Origin of the sequence: Serratia sp. BFP-2025 (assembly GCF_050880365.1) — a bacterium.
Classification (GTDB): domain Bacteria; phylum Pseudomonadota; class Gammaproteobacteria; order Enterobacterales; family Enterobacteriaceae; genus Serratia; species Serratia surfactantfaciens.
Map to the genome: position 1 here is coordinate 462,389 of NZ_JBPAFV010000001.1, position 17,975 is coordinate 480,363.

Genomic DNA, 17,975 nt, shown 5'->3' on the forward strand with positions numbered 1-17,975 from the left:
GCGGTAACGAAGCGCATCGCCTTTACCGCGGTGAGGGTGGTGCCCTGATGGATTAATGAACCCAAGTTCAGTGACGGGACTCATGCAAAACCACCAAATTCCCCAAGCCACGTCGCCATTGAGCTCGTGGCTTTACTATCTGGAGCGTCTGCACAGCCAGGCGATCGAACTCGGCCTTGAGCGCGTACAGCGCGTCGCGGCGCATCTGGATTTACTGACTCCCGCTCCTACGGTGTTCACCGTTGCCGGCACCAACGGCAAAGGCACCACCTGTCGCACTCTCGAAGCTATTTTGCTGGCCGCCGGCCTGCGCGTCGGCGTCTACAGTTCGCCACATCTGGTGCGCTATACCGAGCGCGTGCGCATTCAAGGGGAAGAGCTGAGCGAAGCGGAGCACAGCCGCTCGTTCGCTGCCATTGAAGCCGGCCGCGGCGAAACGTCGCTGACCTATTTCGAATTCGGCACCCTGTCGGCGTTGCAGCTGTTCAAACAGGCGCGGCTCGACGTGGTGATCCTGGAAGTGGGCCTGGGCGGGCGTCTCGACGCCACCAACATCGTCGATCCGAGCGTGGCGGTGATCACCAGCATCGCGCTCGATCACACCGATTGGCTGGGCGACGATCGTGAAAGCATTGGCCGTGAAAAGGCCGGTATTTTCCGCAGCGGCAAGCCGGCGGTAGTGGGCGAACCCGACATGCCGGACAGCATTCGCCAGGTCGCCGAAACGCTGGGCGCGCCGCTGTATCGCCGCGGTGAAGCCTGGCGCTTCAGCGAGCAGGGCGATCGCTGGCAGTGGCAGGGCGGCGATACGCTGCTGACCGATCTGCCGACGCCGAACGTGCCGCTGGCCAATGCCGCTACCGCACTGGCGGCGCTGAACTGCTCCCCGCTGGAAATCGACGAACGGGCGATCTTCACCGGGCTGCAGCAGGCGACGCTGCCGGGGCGCTTCCAGATCGTGCGGCGGGAGCCGACGCTGATCCTCGATGTGGCGCACAATCCGCACGCCGCCGGTTATCTGGCCGGGCGCCTGGCCAGCCTGCCGCGCGAAGGCGGCAAGGTGCGCGCGGTGGTGGGCATGCTGTCGGACAAGGACATCGCCGGCACGTTGGCCTGCCTGAGCGAGCAGGTGGATGAATGGTACTGCGCGCCGCTCGACGGGCCGCGCGGTGCCAGCGTCGAACAGCTGGCGCAACATCTGACGGAACCGCGCCGTTTTGCCGATGTCGAAACTGCCTGGCGGCAGGCTATGCAGGATGCTGATAAACAGGATATTGTGATCGTCTGTGGATCGTTCCACACCGTTGCGCAGGTGATGGCGGCGTTAGACGAGATGCGGGGAGTGTGAGTGGCGAGTAAATTTCAGAACCGACTGGTCGGAACCGTGATTCTGGTGGCGCTGGGGGTAATCATCCTGCCAGGGTTGCTGGACGGCAAGAAGAAGCATTACGAGGACGAATTCGCGGCCATTCCTTTGGTGCCGAAGCCGGGCGACGTCGAAGAGAACGACGTGCTGCCGCCGGTGACGCAGCCGTTGCCGGCGCAGCCGCCGGAAGGGGCGGGCGCGTTGGTTGAGCAGCAGGCGGCCAACGAAGCGGCGGCGCAACAGGCGGCGCGGCAGAATGCTCAGCAATCGACGCTGGTGGCGCCACCGCCGGTCGAGACGCGTCCTCAGCCGGCGCCGCAGCCTAAGCCGAAACCGGTAGAAACCAAACCGGTGGAAGTGAAACCGAAACCGGCGCCGCAGCCGAAGCCGGTGGAAGTGAAGCCGGTACCGAAACCGGAGCCTAAGCCGGAGCCGAAACCTGAACCGACGCCGCAGCCGAAACCGGCGGAAGAAAAAGCGCCGGCCGGGCAAGCTTATGTCGTGCAGCTCGGCGCGTTGAAAAACGCCGCCAAGGCGAACGAGATTGTCGCCTCGCTGCGCCTTTCGGGCTATCGCGCCTTTACCGTGCCGTCGACGCCGGTGCAGGGGCAGATCACCCGTATCTACGTCGGGCCAGATGCCTCTAAGCAGAAGCTGCAGGCGGCGCTGCCGTCGCTGAATTCGATCAGCGGGCTGAGCGGGCAGGTGAAGCCGTACGGCCGTTAAACCTCGCAGGGGCGCAGCACGATGCGCCCCTGAATTAAGGAGTGGTGGAGAGAAAGCGAGAAAAACCGCGCCTTTTGCAGGCGAAATCACCTATGTAGGCGCGGCGATTAGGAATTTTTTGATCGCCGCTTTTTATTTGTAACGTGGTAGGAAATCCCCTACGCAAACGTTTTCTTTTTCTGTTAGAATTCGCCGCGAATTGGATGCAGGGGCGATTCATTATTGGAATAGTTCATGGTCTGGATTGATTACGTCATTATAGCGGTGATTGGATTTTCGGCTCTGGTGAGCCTGATCCGAGGGTTTGTTCGCGAAGCATTGTCACTTGTGACATGGGGATGTGCGTTTTTTGTTGCCAGCCATTTCTACTCTTACCTTGCGGTCTATTTCACTCGTTTTGAAGATGAACTGGTGCGAAACGGCATCGCGATCGCGATTTTGTTCATCGCGACCTTGATCGTAGGGGCTATTGTTAACTATGTGATTAGCTCACTGGTAGAGAAAACCGGGTTGTCGGGCACCGACCGCGTGTTGGGCATCTGCTTCGGCGCGCTGCGCGGAGTGTTGATCGTCGCGGCGATCCTGTTCTTCCTGGATACCTTTACCGGCTTCTCACAAAGTGCCGACTGGAAACAGTCGCAGCTCATTCCCCAGTTCAGTTACGTCATCAGGTGGTTCTTTGACTACCTGCAGAGCACGTCGAGTTTCTTGCCGACCCAATTGCCGGGGCGGTAGCGCTGATGAGGAAAAGACAACATGTGCGGTATTGTCGGTATCGCCGGTTTCATGCCGGTAAACCAGTCGATTTATGATGCGCTGACGGTGCTCCAGCACCGTGGCCAGGATGCCGCAGGCATCGTCACCATTGACGCCCACAACGGGTTCCGTTTGCGTAAAGCCAACGGCCTGGTGAAGGATGTGTTTGAGGCGCGCCATATGCAACGCTTGCAGGGCAACATGGGCATTGGCCATGTGCGTTACCCGACGGCCGGCAGCTCGAGCGCCTCTGAGGCCCAGCCTTTCTACGTCAACTCGCCGTTCGGCATTACGCTGGCCCATAACGGTAATCTGACCAACGCCCATGAGCTGCGCCAAAAGCTGTTCGAAAGCGGCCGTCGCCATGTCAATACCACCTCCGACTCGGAAATCCTGCTGAACGTGCTGGCCAGCGAGCTGGATCGCTTCCCGCACTATCCGCTGGAGGCCGACAACATCTTTACCGCAGTCGCCGCGATGCATCAGCAACTGCGCGGCGCTTACGCCTGTGTGGCGATGATCATCGGCCACGGCCTGCTGGCGTTCCGCGATCCGAACGGCATTCGCCCGCTGGTGATCGGCAAGCGTACGCTGGAGGATGGCCGCAGCGAGTACATGGTGGCTTCCGAGAGCGTGGCGTTGGATACCCTGGGCTTTGAGTTCCTGCGCGATGTGGCGCCGGGCGAAGCGGTGTACATCACCACCAAAGGCCAGCTGTTCACTCGCCAGTGTGCAGAGAACCCGAAAACCAACCCGTGCCTGTTCGAATACGTCTATTTCGCGCGCCCGGATTCCTTTATGGACAAGATCTCGGTCTACAGCGCCCGCGTGCGCATGGGCCAGAAGCTGGGTGAGAAGATCGCCCGCGAATGGGAAGATCTGGATATCGACGTGGTGATCCCGATCCCGGAAACCTCCTGCGATATCGCACTGGAGATCGCGCGCATTCTCGAGAAGCCATACCGCCAGGGCTTTGTGAAGAACCGCTATGTTGGCCGCACCTTCATCATGCCGGGCCAACAGGCGCGTCGTCAGTCTGTGCGCCGCAAGCTGAACGCCAACCGCGCCGAATTCCGCGACAAGAACGTGCTGCTGGTGGATGACTCCATCGTGCGCGGCACCACCTCGGAGCAGATCGTCGAAATGGCGCGCGAAGCGGGCGCCAAGCGCGTCTATCTGGCTTCCGCCGCGCCGGAAGTGCGTTTCCCTAACGTCTACGGCATCGACATGCCGAGCGCCAACGAACTGATCGCCCACGGGCGTGAAGTGGATGAAATCCGCCAGATCATCGGCGCCGACGGGCTGATCTTCCAGGACCTGGACGATCTGATCGAAGCGGTGCGCGAAGAGAACCCGGATATCACCCAGTTCGAATGCTCGGTGTTCAACGGCATCTACGTGACCAAAGACGTCGACCAAAGCTATCTGGAATACCTGGAGTCGCTGCGCAGCGACGACGCCAAGGCGCTGCGGGTGCAAACCGAAGCGGAAAATCTGGAACTGCACAACGAAGGCTAATCGCCCGCGTTGATCCCCCAAGGTGCAGCGCCGCGTTTGCGGCGCTGCACCTTGCTCCTGTGACTTGCTTATCCCTCGCCATTGCGGCAAAGTCTGCCTGATCTTACTTTTTACGGCAGAGGCCATTTTCCATGAAACGACTCATCATCGGCATTTCCGGCGCCAGCGGCGCGATCTACGGCGTGCGCCTGTTACAGGTTTTGCGCGACGTCGCAGAGGTGGAAACCCATCTGGTGATGAGCAACGCGGCAAGGCAGACGCTGGCGCTGGAAACGCCGTACAGCCTGCGTGAAGTGCAGGCGTTGGCCGATGTGGTGCATGATGCGCGCGATATCGCCGCCGGCATCTCCTCCGGATCCTTCAAAACCCTGGGCATGGCCATCCTGCCTTGCTCGATCAAAACGCTGTCCGGCATCGTCAACAGCTACAGCGACGGGCTGCTGACCCGCGCCGCCGACGTGGTGCTCAAAGAGCGCCGCCGTTTGGTCTTGTGCGTGCGCGAAACGCCGCTGCATCTGGGGCACCTGCGGTTGATGACCCAGGCGGCGGAGATGGGCGCGGTGATCATGCCGCCGGTGCCGGCGTTTTACCACCAGCCGAAAAGCGTGGAAGACATCATCGATCAGACCGTCAATCGGGTGATCGACCAGTTTGATATCGAACTGCCGACCGATCTGTTCACCCGCTGGCAGGGTGCTAATTAACAGTTTTATCCCTAAATTGGTACATTTGTGCAACACCGCACTGAATTGGGGCGGCGCATGCACCATAATGATCCTACTTCATCACGCTCACTGTTTCATGGCGCCGTCTTGTCGCGGCTGCCAGTGACGCGGCCCTGACCGGCCGATTTAATTTTGCGGTTATCGTCCCAGGAAACAGTATTGTGAAGGCCGGAGCCGTTCCCTCCTGCCGTAGCACCTAATGTGGCACGATTACTGCAAATTGATTTGGTGGGGAAAGTAATGCCCGTAGTGGCATCAAAAAAATCAATTTGAGGGTAATTTATGAAAAAGCGGGTTTTGATTCTGCCGTTAGTTCTGGCTTTGAGCGCCGCCAGCAGCGCCTTTGCCGCCATTCCTTCAACGCTGAAGATTGGCACCGATCCGACTTACGCACCGTTTGAATCCAAAAACGCCAAAGGCGAATTGGTCGGCTTTGACATCGATTTGGCCAAAGAGCTGTGCAAACGCATCAATACCCAATGCACCTTCGTGGAGAGCGACTTTGACGCGCTGATCCCATCCCTCAAGGCGAAGAAGATCGACGCCATCATCTCTTCGCTGTCCATCACTGAAAAACGCCAGCAGGAAATCGCCTTTACCGACAAGCTGTATGCCGCCAACGCGCGTCTGATCGCGCCGAAAGGGTCCAAGCTGTTGCCGACCGCTGAAGCGCTGAAAGGCAAGAGCGTGGGCGTGCTGCAGGGCACCACCCAGGAAGCCTACGCCAACGCCATGTGGCAGCCGAAGGGCGTCACCGTGGTGCCTTACCAGAACCAGGATCTGGCCTATGCCGACTTGGCCTCCGGCCGCATCGACGCCGCCTTCCAGGATGAAGTGGCGGGCAGCGACGGCTTCCTGAAACAGCCGCCGGGCAAAGACTATGCCTTTGCCGGTGAATCGGTGAAAGATGACAAGTTCTTCGGCGTCGGCACCGGCATGGGGCTGCGCAAGACCGATACCGAGCTGAAAGCGGCGCTGGACAAAGCCTTCGCCGAGATGCGTAAAGACGGCACCTACGATAAATACGCGAAAAAGTACTTCGACTTTGACGTCTACGGCGGGTAATCCGCTTCCCGTTCCATGCTGTGACTGCGGGGCCGGTGCGCCGGCCCCGATGGTTCGGATCCTAGACCACAGGGTGAAGTAGATGCTGCAAGGCTATTCCCAACTGATTTTAGAGGGGGCTCTGGTGACGCTGGAGCTGGCCCTCAGTTCCGTAGTGCTGGCGGTGGTGATCGGTCTGATCGGCGCCGGCGGCAAATTGTCTCATAACCCCTTTATCTCCGGTTTGTTCGGCGCTTATACCACGCTGATCCGCGGCGTGCCCGATCTGGTGCTGATGCTGCTGATCTTTTACGGTCTGCAAATCGCGCTGAACAATATCACCACGCTGCTGGGCTTCGCGCAGATCGATATCGATCCGCTCGGTGCCGGCATCATAACTCTCGGCTTTATCTACGGCGCTTATTTTACCGAGACCTTCCGCGGCGCCTATCTGGCGGTGCCGAAAGGGCAGATCGAAGCGGCGACGGCCTACGGCTTCAGCGGCGCGCAGATCTTTCGGCGCATTCTGTTCCCGGCGATGATGCGTTTCGCCTTACCGGGCATCGGCAACAACTGGCAGGTGATCCTGAAGGCGACGGCGTTGGTGTCGATCCTTGGCCTGAACGACGTGGTGAAAGCCACGCAGCTGGCGGGGAAAGGCACCTATCAGCCGTTCTTCTTCGCCATCGTGGCCGGCGTGGTGTACCTGGTTTTCACTACCGTTTCCAACGGCGTGCTGCTGTGGCTTGAACGGCGTTACTCACTGGGCGTCAAGAGGGCCGAACTATGATCGATATCCTGCAACAGTACTGGCAGTCGCTGCTGTGGAGCGACGGCTACCGCTTTACCGGCGTGGCGGTCACGCTGTGGTTGCTGATCGCTTCGGTGGTGATGGGCGGGCTGCTGGCGATCCCGATGGCGGTGGCGCGCGTGTCTCCCATTCGCTGGGTGCGTTTTCCGGTGTGGCTCTATACCTACGTGTTTCGCGGCACGCCGCTGTACGTGCAGCTGCTGGTGTTCTACTCCGGTATGTACAGCCTTGAGATCGTGCGCGGCAGCGAGTTTCTCAATGCGTTTTTCCGCAGCGGGCTCAATTGCACCATTCTGGCGCTGACGCTCAATACCTGCGCCTATACCACCGAGATCTTCGCCGGGGCGATCCGCTCGGTGCCGCACGGTGAAATTGAGGCCGCCAACGCCTACGGTTTCTCGCGCTTCAAAATGTATCGCTGCATCATCTTGCCTTCGGCGCTGCGCACCGCGTTGCCGGCCTACAGCAACGAAGTGATCCTGATGCTGCACTCCACCGCGCTGGCGTTTACCGCCACCGTGCCGGATCTGCTGAAGATCGCGCGCGACATCAACGCCGCGACCTATCAGCCGTTTTACGCTTTCGGCATTGCGGCGGTGCTGTACCTGATCATCTCCTACGTGTTAATCAGCCTGTTCCGCAAAGCTGAAAAACGCTGGATGGCCCACGTTAGTCACTGATAAATGACGGGAAGAAAAACCATGTCTGAGAATAAATTAGCCGTCACGGAACTGCACAAACGCTATGGCGATCACGAAGTGCTGAAGGGCGTTTCGCTGGCGGCCAACGCCGGGGATGTGATCAGCATCATCGGCTCCTCCGGCTCCGGCAAAAGCACCTTTCTGCGCTGCATTAACTTCCTTGAAAAGCCGAGCGAAGGCTCGATCAGCCTGAACAACCAGGACATTCGCATGGTGCGCGACAAGGACGGCCAGCTGAAGGTGTTCGACAAGAAGCAGCTGCAGCTGCTGCGCACCCGCCTGACCATGGTGTTCCAGCACTTTAACCTGTGGAGCCACATGACGGTGCTTGAGAACGTGATGGAGGCGCCGGTGCAGGTGCTGGGGCTGAGCAAGGCCGAAGCGCACGATCGTGCGGTGCGCTACCTGGACAAAGTGGGCATCGATGAGCGGGCGCGCGGCAAATACCCGGTACACCTGTCGGGCGGTCAGCAGCAGCGCGTCTCTATCGCCCGCGCCTTGGCGATGGAGCCGGAAGTGCTGCTGTTTGACGAGCCGACCTCGGCGCTGGATCCCGAACTGGTGGGCGAGGTGCTGCGCATCATGCAGAAGCTGGCGGAGGAGGGGAAAACCATGGTGGTGGTGACGCACGAAATGGAGTTTGCGCGCCACGTCTCCAACCACGTGATCTTTCTGCACAAAGGGTTGATTGAAGAGCAGGGGCCGCCGGCCGAGCTGTTCGGCAACCCCAAAAGCCCGCGCCTGCAGCAGTTCCTGTCCGGCGCGTTGAAGTAACCTCAGATCAGCGGGCTTCGGCCCGCTGATTGATCACGTCATCCAATGCCTGTTCCAGCTCCAGATAGCGGAAGTGAAAACCGGCCTCTTCCAGGCGCTTCGGCACCGCCCGTTGGCCGCCGAGCACTAGCACCGCCGCTTCCCCCATCAACAGCCGCATGACGAACGCCGGCACCCGCAGAAACGCCGGGCGATCGAGCACGTTGGCCAATTGGGCGGCGAACTGTTCATTATGCACCGGGTAGGGCGCGACCATGTTGAACGGGCCGGTCAGGGTCGCGTGATCCAGCAGATAAATAATGCCGTTGACCATGTCTTCGAGATGGATCCACGGCAGGTATTGGCGGCCGTCGCCGATCGGGCCGCCCAGTCCGAAGCGGAACGGCGGCAGCATTTTGGCCAGCGCACCGCCCTGCGGCGCCAGCACTACGCCGGTGCGCAGCAGGCAGACGCGAGTGGCGTCGCTTTGCGCCTGCAGCGCCAGCGCTTCCCAGCGTTGGCACAATCGGTGGGTGAATTCGTCGTGCGGCGGTTCCTCTTCGGTCACCACCGCCTGCCCCTGATCGCCGTAGTAGCCGACGGCGGAACCGGAAATCAGTACGCCGGGCGGCGTGCTGCTTGCCTTGATAAGCTGCGCCAGGCGTTCGGTCAGATCCCAGCGGCTATGGCACAGCCGCTCCTTTTGCTGCGCGCTCCAGCGCTTGTCGGCAATCGGTTCGCCGGCCAGGTTGATCACCGCGTCGAAGCCATCCAGCGACTGCACGTCGTCCAGCGTTTGCCAATAGCTCGGCTGGTCGCCGAGCCGGGCCCGGGCCCGCTGTTCGTCTCGCGTCAGCACCGTAATGTGGTGAGAAAGCGCCAGCAGCCTGGCCGTCAGGCTGCTGCCTATCAATCCCGTTGCGCCGGTGATCAGGATCCGCATGGTCGACCTCCCTGAGTTAGTCCCGGCGGTAGCTCATGGTCATGGAAACCGAATCGGCATAGCGCAGGGCCAGAAGTTTATCTATCTCCACTTCAGCATAGGTCACCCAGGCGTGATCTTTTACGATATCGAGCACATCCTGCGTTAATTTTTCCAGCAGCGCGAAACGGTTATCTTCCACATGGCGGATGATCGCTTTGGTGATGGTGCGGTAGTTGAGCGCATCGGCGATGTCTTCGCTGTTGCGCGCTTTGTCCGCCGGGTAGTGGATCACCACGTTGATCAGCACGTCCTGTCGGTTGTTGATTTCTTCTTCCTTGATACCGATGAACGTGCGCAGCCGCAGGTTTTTGATGCGAATAACGGCGTCGGGTTGACTGAAAGACATCAGAGATTCTCCATAGGTCTGATTATTGGCGTTCAGAATACACGGAAAGTAGGGAAATGATAACGCAGGGACGATGCGACTCCCCGTTCGGCGGGGAGTCGGAAGAGCCGCTTAGGCCTGTTCGGCCAGCTTGTAGGCGCGTTCGGTCGCCGGACGGTTGCTGATGCGCTCGAACCAGTTGCGTACCGCCGGGTAATCCGCCAGATCGATGCGTTGGCGCGGATGCGACACCACCCATGGATAGGTGGCGATATCGGCAATGCTGTAGTTGTCGCCGCCCAGATACGGGTGTTTTTGCAGTTCGGCTTCCAGCACGCCATACAGCCGTTTGGTTTCCAACTGGTAACGCTCGATGGCGTAAGGCACCGGCTGCGGCGCGTAGTGATTGAAATGGTGATTCTGCCCGAGCATCGGCCCGAATCCGGCCACTTGCCAGAACAGCCACTGCAGAGTGGCGGCGCGTTCGCGCAGGCCTTTGCTCAGCAGCTTGCCGGTTTTCTCCGCCAGATACAGCAGAATTTCCCCGGACTCGAACAGGCTGATTGGCGCGCCGCCGTCCACCGGTTGCTGATCGACGATCGCCGGGATTTTGTTGTTGGGAGAAATGCTCAGAAAGTCCGGTTTGAACTGCTCGCCGGCGCTGATGTTTACGCGATGGATACGGTAGGGTAAGCCGACCTCTTCCAAAAACAAGGTGATCTTGTGACCATTGGGAGTAGGCGCGTAATACAGGTCAATCATGTTGCCTCCTGCGGTAAGGTGATCTGTAATTCATTACACGTTGCTGCGGTCTTCGCCGCGCACAAAGGTATATCAGAGATCCAACAATAGCAGCTAAGGATAGCAGGCTATGTGGGATTCGTCCGATGCTATCTGCGCGGTTGGATCACAATTCTCCACCGGGGCGGGCGGCGGTTTGCCGCACGGTGCCGGCGCGGTAAAATGACGCTTATTTCCCTCTATAGGACAAGGTTATGAAGCTGATGTTCGCCTCGGATATTCACGGTTCGCTGCCTGCTGCCGAACGCGTGCTGGAATTGTTCGAACAAAACCGCGCCGACTGGCTGATTCTTCTGGGTGATTTGCTGAATCACGGCCCGCGCAACGCGCTGCCGGCCGGGTATCAGCCCGCTCAGGTTGCCGAACGATTGAACCGCTATAGCGACAAGATCATCGCCGTTCGCGGCAATTGCGACAGCGAGGTCGATCAGATGCTGCTGACGTTCCCCATCGAAGCGCCCTGGCAACAGGTTTTACTGCAAAAAAGACGATTGTTTTTGACCCACGGTCACCTTTATCATCCCTCGGCACTGCCGCCGTTATCCCGCGGAGACGTCCTGGCCTACGGCCATACGCATCTGCCGCAGGCGGAGCGGCAGGGGGAGATCTACTGCTTCAATCCAGGCTCGGTCAGCATCCCGAAAGGGGGCTTTCCCGCCAGCTACGGCATGTTGGATAGCGGCACTTTGAGCGTGCTGACGCTCGACGACGGCAAGGTCGTCGCGGAGGTGGCGTTAACACGCTAAACGCACTAATTTATACACACACAATAAAAATCTTTGAAAAACACTCATTGATTAACCAGCGCGCGGGATGCATCGCGCCAAAATAGAAGGTTTTAGAGGATGGCGGAACAGGGTCAGGCTGCAGATACCGAATGGGTTGATATCGTCGACGAACAAAACGAGGTGATTGCTCAATCCAGTCGTCAACAGATGCGGGCGGAGCGGCTGCGCCATCGTGCTACCTATATTGTGGTGCATGATGGGATGGGAAAAATTCTGGTGCAGCGTCGCACCGAGATCAAGGACTTCTACCCGGGCTGGCTGGACGCGACGGCGGGCGGCGTAGTGCAAAGCGGTGAAAACGTGCTGGATTCGGCGCGCCGCGAGGCGGAAGAGGAGCTGGGCATCGCCGGCGTGCCTTTCGCCGAGCACGGTCTGTTCTACTTTGAAGAAGAGCAGTGCCGGGTGTGGGGCGCGCTGTTCAGCTGCGTGTCGCACGGCCCGTTCGCGCTGCAGGAAGAAGAAGTGGCCGAAGTGTGCTGGTTGACGCCGGAAGAGATCACCGCGCGCTGCGACGAGTTTACCCCGGATTCGCTGAAGGCGCTGTCGCTGTGGCTGACGCGCAACAACGAGCAGGATTACGGCAAACCGATCGATAACCACTGAGACGCCAACGCATGAAAAAGCCGGTCATCGACCGGCTTTTTTTATGGCGCGGATTCAGCAGCTGTCGCGGCGGCACAGCGTGGCGGGCAGGGAGCCTTCCGGCAGCCAGGGTTGCTGGTTCAGCCGCGCCAGCAGCGCCTGGCCGGCCTGAATGCCGATGTCGCGATGCGGAATGGTCATGGTGGTCAGCGGCGGCTGACACACCCGGCTGAACTCGCTGTTGCCGAACCCCACCACCGCCAGATTGTCCGGCACCTTGATGCGCCGCCGCTGGCATTCATACAGCGCGCCGCCCGCCAGTTCGTCCGACGCGCACACCAGCGCGTCCAGCTCCGGCCAGGCCAGCAAAAATTCCGGCAGCTGCTGTGCGCCGGTGCTGAAGCTGGCGGGCTGTGCGGCGTTGATCACCCGATGCGGCGACATATGGTTGCGCAGCAGCGCCTTGTGCCAGCCCTGCAGGTGCTGCTGGAAAATCCACTGCTCCTGGTTGGCACACAACAGCCCGATATTCTGATAGCCGCTGGCGATCACCGTTTGCGTCAGCTGATACATGGCCGCCACGTAATCGATGCCGATGCTCATGTCGATCGGATCGGCGCGCACGGCGCCAATCTCCACCACCGGGATGTTGGCAGCGATCAACGCGTTGCGGGCGTTCTGCGAATGCTCGACGCTGAGCAGCACCGCCGCTGCCAGGTTGTAAGAGAGCAGGGTCTCCAGTAGCTTCTCTTCGCGTTCGAGGTGATGCTGCGACTCCGCCAGCATGATGTGATAGCCGGCCGGCTGCAGCACTTTCTGCAGGCCGGCGAACATCTCGGCGCAGCCGGACTCGGACAGGCTGGGCACCACCATGGCGATGGTGTAGGACGAGGCCGACGCCAGCGAACTGGCGGCCAGATTGGGCAGATAGCCCAGTTCGCTCACCGCCGCATCGATCTTCTCGCGCAGTTTGTCCGAAACCTGCTCCGGTGTGCGCAGCGCGCGCGAAACCGTCATGGTGCCGACGCCCGCCAGCTGCGCCACGTCAGCCAACGTCACCCTGCCTGTGCTGCGTCGTTTTTTACCGATCGACATGCGTAATCCCGACTGAAATGCGCGCGCGGCGCATAAAAATGGTAGGGGTGGGAAGCCGACGAGGTGGCTTCGACGATCCCCGTATGCGGCACATTCTACCCCGTTAGCTGAAAGAGCGAGAAAAAATTGTGGTTAACGCCATGCCGCGGCGCGGTGTTTTGATAGCGCTATCACAGATCTGCATGATAGCGCTTTGGTAGCGCTATCTTTGTGATGCCAGTCACTGTGCAGCCGAGAGGGGTTGATTAAAGTTTTACCGTCGTCGGTGAATTAATCACCGGCCGAAACCATCAACGCTTGGGAGGGTAATGTGCTGAAAGAGTGGCTGACCGCCGATCATATACAGCTGTGCGAACGGGTGGAGGACTGGCGCCAGGCGGTAACGCTGAGCGCACAGCCGCTGCTGCAAGGCGGCGTGATTACGCCGAATTACCTGACGGCCATCTTTCATCAGCAGGAGAAGCTCGGCCCTTACTTCGTCCTGGCGCCGGGCATTGCCATGCCGCACGCCCGGCCGGAGGAAGGCGCCAACGCGCTGGGGTTATCGCTGTTGAAGATCCATCAGGGGGTGAATTTCCACTCTGCGGATAACGATCCGGTTCAGGTGGTGGTGATGCTTTCTGCGCCCGACGGCGACAGCCACATCGAATTGATTTCGCAGCTGGCGGAATTATTTTCAGACAATCAGGCGATGGAGGCGTTATTTCACGCCAAAGATAAACGGCAAATTGAGGATATTATCGCCCGCTATTAACGCTTAATCACCAGGAACACTATTAATGCTAACAACGCCGGGAATATGACCGGCGGCGCTACCCTACACGCTAAATTCAACAGGTGGATATCATGAAAATCATGGCGATTTGCGGTTCCGGTCTCGGCAGCAGTTTTATGGTGGAAATGAACATTAAAAAGGTGCTGAAAAAGATGGGCGTGGAGGCCGAGGTCGAACACTCCGATCTGTCGTCGGCCACTCCCGGCGCGGCCGACGTGTTCGTGATGGCGAAAGACATCGCCGACAGCGCCAGCGTGCCGGCCGATCAGCTGGTGGTGATCAGTAACATCATCGACATCAATGAGCTGGAAGCCAAGCTGCGCGCTTACTTCGAAGCCCACTCAATCCTCTGAATAAAACGATTGGCGAGGTGGATATGTTTATCCAGGAAACGCTCAAGTTTGTGGTGGATATATTAAAGGTGCCTTCGGTGCTGGTCGGGCTTATTGCGCTGATCGGTTTGCTGGCGCAAAAGAAATCCTTTTCCGATGTGGTGAAAGGCACGGTAAAAACCATTCTCGGCTTTATCGTTTTGGGCGGCGGCGCCACGGTATTGGTCGGATCGCTCAATCCGCTGGGCGGCATGTTCGAGCACGCGTTTAATATTCAGGGCATCATTCCGAACAACGAAGCGATCGTCTCTATCGCGCTGGAGAAATACGGTGCCTCCACCGCGTTGATCATGGCGTTCGGCATGGTGGCGAACATCGTGGTGGCGCGCTTCACCCGGCTGAAATACATCTTCCTCACCGGCCACCACACGTTCTACATGGCCTGCATGATCGGCATCATCCTGACGGTGGCGGGCTTTGAGGGCGTGCAGCTGGTGTTCACCGGCGCGCTGACCCTGGGGCTGGTGATGGCGTTCTTCCCGGCGATCGCCCAGCGCTATATGCGGCGTATCACCGGCAACGACGACATCGCCTTCGGCCACTTCGGCACCCTGGGCTACGTGCTGTCCGGCTGGATCGGTTCGAAGGTGGGGAAACACTCGCGCTCGACCGAAGAGATGAACCTGCCGAAAAACCTCAGCTTCCTGCGCGACAGCTCCATTTCGATCTCGATGACCATGATCGTCATCTACCTGATCCTGGCGATCTGTGCCGGGCGGGCCTATGTGGAAAGCGAACTCAGCGGCGGCCAGAACTACCTGGTGTATTCGATAATCCAGGCCATTACCTTCGCCGCCGGGGTGTTCATCATCCTGCAGGGCGTGCGCTTGATTCTGGCGGAAATCGTGCCAGCGTTCACCGGCTTCTCGGAAAAGCTGGTGCCTAACGCGCGGCCGGCGCTGGATTGCCCGGTGGTGTATCCCTATGCCCCCAACGCGGTGCTGATCGGCTTCCTGTTCAGTTTCCTCGGCGGGTTGGCCGGGCTGTTCCTGTTGGGACAGCTGAAGATGGTGCTGATCCTGCCTGGCGTGGTGCCGCACTTCTTCACCGGCGCCACCGCCGGGGTGTTCGGCAATGCCACCGGCGGGCGGCGCGGCGCGATGCTGGGCGCTTTCGCCAACGGCCTGCTGATCACTTTCCTGCCGGTGCTGCTGTTGCCGGTGCTGGGGGCGCTGGGCTTCGCCAACACCACCTTCTCCGACGCCGACTTCGGCGTAGTCGGCATCCTGCTGGGCAATATGGCGCGCTTTATGTCGAAAGAGATGATCATGCTGGCGATCGTCGCCGTGTTCGCGCTGCTGGTGGCGCATAACTTCCTGGGAAAACGCAAAGGCGCACCGGCCGCTGACCGCGTCGAGAAATAACGAGGGCAGACTGATGAATGACACAACGAGCGAAACGGAAATGAGAGAGCTGCGCGCCCTGGCGCGTGCGATCCGTCTGGAAACCTTGAAAGCGCTGACCGGGCTGGGCTTCGGCCACTACGGCGGCTGCATGTCGGTGGTGGAGACGCTGGCGGTGCTGTACGGCGGCGTGATGCGCATCGATCCGGCGGATCCGGACTGGCCGGAGCGCGATGACTTCGTGCTGTCGAAAGGGCACGCCGGCCCGGCGCTGTACAGCACGCTGGCGATCAAGGGCTACTTCCCGCTGGCGGAGCTGAAGACCCTCAACCAGAACGGCACGCGTCTGCCGAGCCACCCGGACCGGCTGCGTACGCGCGGCGTGGACGCGACCACAGGTTCGCTGGGGCAGGGCGTGTCGATTGCCGCCGGCATGGCGTTGTCCCACCGGCTGGCGGGGCGGCGCAACCGGGTGTTCAGCATCCTCGGCGACGGGGAGTTGAACGAAGGGCAGTGCTGGGAGGCGTTCCAGTTTATCGCCCACCACAATCTGAACAACCTGACGCTGTTTATCGATTACAACAAGCAGCAGCTGGACGGCGCGCTGGACGAGGTGATCCAACCGTTCGATCTGGCCGCCAAGTTCCGCGCCTTTGGTTTTGAGGTGCAGACCATCAAGGGCGACGACATCGCAGCGCTGCTGGCGGCGGTGGCGCCGGCGCGCGGCGGCGAACAGCGGCCGCTGGCGATCGTGCTCGACAGCATCAAGGGACAGGGCGTGAGCTATCTGGAAAACCTGTCCAACTCACACCATCTGCGCCTGACGCCGGACGTGCAGCTGGAGATCGAAAAAGCCATCGCCGAACTGGAGGCCGCCCATGTTTAACGTAGTGACGCAGTTGGAAAACGACGCCGTCGAAATGCGCAAAGTCTACGCCGGCGCGGTGCGGCGGCAGATTGAAGCGGGCGCGCCGATCATCGCGCTGGAGGCGGACCTGATGAGTTCGATGGCGATGGACGGCGTGCACAAGGATCACCCGCAGCACGTGATTAACTGCGGCATCATGGAGGCCAATGTGATCGGCGTCGCCGCCGGGCTGTCGCTCACCGGCCGGGTGCCGTTCGTGCATACCTTTACCGCCTTCGCCAGCCGCCGCTGCTTCGATCAGCTGTTCATGTCGCTGGATTACCAGCGCAACAACGTTAAGGTGATCGCCTCCGACGCCGGGGTGAGCGCCTGCCACAACGGCGGCACCCACATGTCGTTCGAAGACATGGGCATCGTGCGCGGGCTAGCGCATTCGGTGGTGCTGGAGGTGACTGACGCCACCATGTTCGCCGACATACTGCGTCAGCTGATGGACTTGCGCGGTTTCTACTGGGTGCGCACCATCCGCAAGCAGGCGACGCGCATCTATCAGGAGGGCTCGCGCTTTACCATCGGCAAGGGCAACCTGCTGCGCGACGGCGACGACGTCACGCTGATCGCCAACGGCATCATGGTGGCCGAAGCGCTGAAGGCGGCGCAGATGCTGGCGCAGCAGGGCGTCAGCGCGGCGGTAATCGATATGTTCACCCTCAAGCCTATCGACCGTGAACTGATCAAAACCTACGCGGCCAAGACCGGACGCATCGTTACCTGTGAAAACCACAGCATTCATAACGGGCTGGGGTCGGCGGTGGCGGAGGTGCTGGCGGAGGAGTGCCCGACGCCGATGCGGCGCGTGGGGGTGAAGGAGCGTTACGGCCAGGTGGGCACCCAGGCGTTTTTACAGCAGGAGTATGGCCTGACCGCGGAGCATATTCTGGAGGCCACCAAGCAGCTGCTGGCGCAGCATTAGAAAAGGTCAAGACGCCGGTCAATGACCGGCGTTGCCTGATGGATAAGGCCATGAAACGTCGCCAAGGCAACGCACGCGCCTTAACGCGGAGAATAGGTGTGTCGGTTGTTATATTCGGTATTGGGCGTGACAACGCCGAAAAACGCGTTGTGGACCCACATCTTGCAGTTATTGCAACACGGCGCGATCCTCCCATCCCCGTTGAAAGCAACGCAGTAGTAATGGCGCGGATGCAGGTTGCGAGCATAAAGCTCAAGCCATACATGGGCTTCGGCACATGCGGTAAAAGGCCGCGCTTCAACTTCCTTTTTACCGCTCCACGGCAGAATCAGCCGCTGGCTTTTTTTCTCTTTCGCCTGCAGTTCTGCAATATATCGGTCAAATAGGGAGGCGTCATGCGTGATGCCTGCGCTGTGGCCCACGAAGCGGGTTAATCCCGATACCTCTCTTTTTCCCCTCGTCAGAGAGAAAGCCAGCGCCAGCATTCTGTTCGTTGTGGGGCCGAGCCGGTCGATCTTCCAGAGGTAGGAATCGTAATTAATGGCATTGTTAATGAGCGTTTTGGCTATTTTCTCAACGGACTGACCAGTGTGTGCCATAGGGTAAACCTTCAGGTTTTTTTATGAGTGTGCATAGTGTCTAGCACAA

Annotated in this window: 21 protein-coding genes; 16 read left to right on the top strand and 5 right to left on the bottom strand. The window is 59.9% G+C overall.

Translation table 11 applies throughout. The annotated features are described in order from the left end of the window. The first annotated feature begins 82 nt into the window (after positions 1-82). From folC to hisP, 9 genes are all read left to right on the top strand, one after another. On the top strand, positions 83-1,348 hold the full coding sequence (folC, locus tag ACRAWE_RS02245) for a bifunctional tetrahydrofolate synthase/dihydrofolate synthase (RefSeq protein WP_063919786.1): 1,266 nt from the start codon (positions 83-85) through the stop codon (positions 1,346-1,348). Beyond that, on the top strand, positions 1,349-2,092 hold the full coding sequence (gene dedD / locus ACRAWE_RS02250) for a cell division protein DedD (protein WP_432524635.1): 744 nt from the start codon (positions 1,349-1,351) through the stop codon (positions 2,090-2,092). A 234-nt stretch (positions 2,093-2,326) separates the two neighbouring features. Beyond that, positions 2,327-2,827 (top strand): colicin V production protein, encoded by a 501-nt coding sequence (cvpA, locus tag ACRAWE_RS02255; RefSeq protein WP_004936119.1) that lies wholly within the window; start codon positions 2,327-2,329, stop codon positions 2,825-2,827. Positions 2,828-2,848: 21 nt separating this feature from the next. Beyond that, positions 2,849-4,366 (top strand): amidophosphoribosyltransferase, encoded by a 1,518-nt coding sequence (gene purF / locus ACRAWE_RS02260; RefSeq protein WP_019453742.1) that lies wholly within the window; start codon positions 2,849-2,851, stop codon positions 4,364-4,366. 131 nt (positions 4,367-4,497) lie between these two features. Beyond that, on the top strand, positions 4,498-5,070 hold the full coding sequence (locus ACRAWE_RS02265) for a UbiX family flavin prenyltransferase (protein WP_019453741.1): 573 nt from the start codon (positions 4,498-4,500) through the stop codon (positions 5,068-5,070). A gap of 303 nt (positions 5,071-5,373) precedes the next feature. Next, positions 5,374-6,156, top strand: a complete 783-nt coding sequence (hisJ, locus tag ACRAWE_RS02270; RefSeq protein ID WP_019453740.1) for a histidine ABC transporter substrate-binding protein HisJ — start codon at positions 5,374-5,376, stop codon at positions 6,154-6,156. An 82-nt stretch (positions 6,157-6,238) separates the two neighbouring features. Then, positions 6,239-6,925, top strand: a complete 687-nt coding sequence (locus tag ACRAWE_RS02275) for a histidine ABC transporter permease HisQ (RefSeq protein ID WP_019453739.1) — start codon at positions 6,239-6,241, stop codon at positions 6,923-6,925. Next, the gene (locus ACRAWE_RS02280; RefSeq protein ID WP_019453738.1) at positions 6,922-7,626 is read left to right on the top strand and encodes an ABC transporter permease; all 705 of its coding nucleotides are present in this window, start codon (positions 6,922-6,924) and stop codon (positions 7,624-7,626) included. Before ACRAWE_RS02275 ends, ACRAWE_RS02280 begins: the two co-directional genes overlap by 4 nt. A gap of 21 nt (positions 7,627-7,647) precedes the next feature. After that, the gene (gene hisP / locus ACRAWE_RS02285) at positions 7,648-8,421 is read left to right on the top strand and encodes a histidine ABC transporter ATP-binding protein HisP (protein ID WP_019453737.1); all 774 of its coding nucleotides are present in this window, start codon (positions 7,648-7,650) and stop codon (positions 8,419-8,421) included. A gap of 7 nt (positions 8,422-8,428) precedes the next feature. Here the strand turns inward: hisP and ACRAWE_RS02290 are convergent, their stop codons facing one another. The 3 genes from ACRAWE_RS02290 to yfcG all read right to left on the bottom strand — a co-directional run bounded on the left by ACRAWE_RS02290 (position 8,429) and on the right by yfcG (position 10,472). Continuing rightward, entirely contained in the window at positions 8,429-9,343 is a 915-nt protein-coding gene (locus tag ACRAWE_RS02290) for a TIGR01777 family oxidoreductase (RefSeq protein ID WP_019453736.1), read from the bottom strand. A gap of 16 nt (positions 9,344-9,359) precedes the next feature. Next, positions 9,360-9,731: a dihydroneopterin triphosphate 2'-epimerase gene (gene folX / locus ACRAWE_RS02295; RefSeq protein WP_019453735.1), complete on the bottom strand. Its 372-nt coding sequence runs from the start codon at positions 9,729-9,731 to the stop codon at positions 9,360-9,362. 111 nt (positions 9,732-9,842) lie between these two features. Beyond that, positions 9,843-10,472 carry a GSH-dependent disulfide bond oxidoreductase gene (yfcG, locus tag ACRAWE_RS02300; protein WP_063919785.1) on the bottom strand — a complete coding sequence of 210 codons (630 nt, stop codon included), beginning with the start codon at positions 10,470-10,472 and terminating at the stop codon, positions 9,843-9,845. 233 nt (positions 10,473-10,705) lie between these two features. Between yfcG and yfcE the strand changes: the two genes are divergently transcribed. Continuing rightward, positions 10,706-11,257 carry a phosphodiesterase gene (yfcE, locus tag ACRAWE_RS02305; RefSeq protein WP_154746569.1) on the top strand — a complete coding sequence of 184 codons (552 nt, stop codon included), beginning with the start codon at positions 10,706-10,708 and terminating at the stop codon, positions 11,255-11,257. Positions 11,258-11,356: 99 nt separating this feature from the next. Then, positions 11,357-11,902, top strand: coding sequence for an NUDIX hydrolase YfcD (gene yfcD, locus ACRAWE_RS02310; RefSeq protein WP_019453732.1), 546 nt, complete (start codon positions 11,357-11,359; stop codon positions 11,900-11,902). 54 nt (positions 11,903-11,956) lie between these two features. On the opposite strand, the gene ACRAWE_RS02315 is transcribed toward yfcD, so the two are convergent. Next, entirely contained in the window at positions 11,957-12,976 is a 1,020-nt protein-coding gene (locus tag ACRAWE_RS02315; protein WP_025160165.1) for a LacI family DNA-binding transcriptional regulator, read from the bottom strand. 310 nt (positions 12,977-13,286) lie between these two features. On the opposite strand from ACRAWE_RS02315, the gene ACRAWE_RS02320 reads away from it, so the two are divergent. From ACRAWE_RS02320 to ACRAWE_RS02340, 5 genes are all read left to right on the top strand, one after another. Further along, complete coding sequence (locus ACRAWE_RS02320) at positions 13,287-13,730, top strand: PTS sugar transporter subunit IIA (RefSeq protein WP_019453730.1); 444 nt, start codon at positions 13,287-13,289, stop codon at positions 13,728-13,730. Between the two features lie 92 nt (positions 13,731-13,822). Further along, positions 13,823-14,104, top strand: coding sequence for a PTS sugar transporter subunit IIB (locus tag ACRAWE_RS02325; protein ID WP_019453729.1), 282 nt, complete (start codon positions 13,823-13,825; stop codon positions 14,102-14,104). Between the two features lie 23 nt (positions 14,105-14,127). Then, the gene (locus ACRAWE_RS02330) at positions 14,128-15,507 is read left to right on the top strand and encodes a PTS ascorbate transporter subunit IIC (RefSeq protein ID WP_019453728.1); all 1,380 of its coding nucleotides are present in this window, start codon (positions 14,128-14,130) and stop codon (positions 15,505-15,507) included. A 13-nt stretch (positions 15,508-15,520) separates the two neighbouring features. Next, the gene (locus ACRAWE_RS02335; protein ID WP_198636296.1) at positions 15,521-16,372 is read left to right on the top strand and encodes a transketolase; all 852 of its coding nucleotides are present in this window, start codon (positions 15,521-15,523) and stop codon (positions 16,370-16,372) included. Beyond that, positions 16,365-17,327, top strand: coding sequence for a transketolase family protein (locus ACRAWE_RS02340; RefSeq protein WP_432524642.1), 963 nt, complete (start codon positions 16,365-16,367; stop codon positions 17,325-17,327). Before ACRAWE_RS02335 ends, ACRAWE_RS02340 begins: the two co-directional genes overlap by 8 nt. An 80-nt stretch (positions 17,328-17,407) precedes the next feature. On the opposite strand, the gene ACRAWE_RS02345 is transcribed toward ACRAWE_RS02340, so the two are convergent. Then, complete coding sequence (locus ACRAWE_RS02345) at positions 17,408-17,926, bottom strand: hypothetical protein (RefSeq protein ID WP_019453725.1); 519 nt, start codon at positions 17,924-17,926, stop codon at positions 17,408-17,410. Positions 17,927-17,975 lie beyond the last annotated feature (49 nt).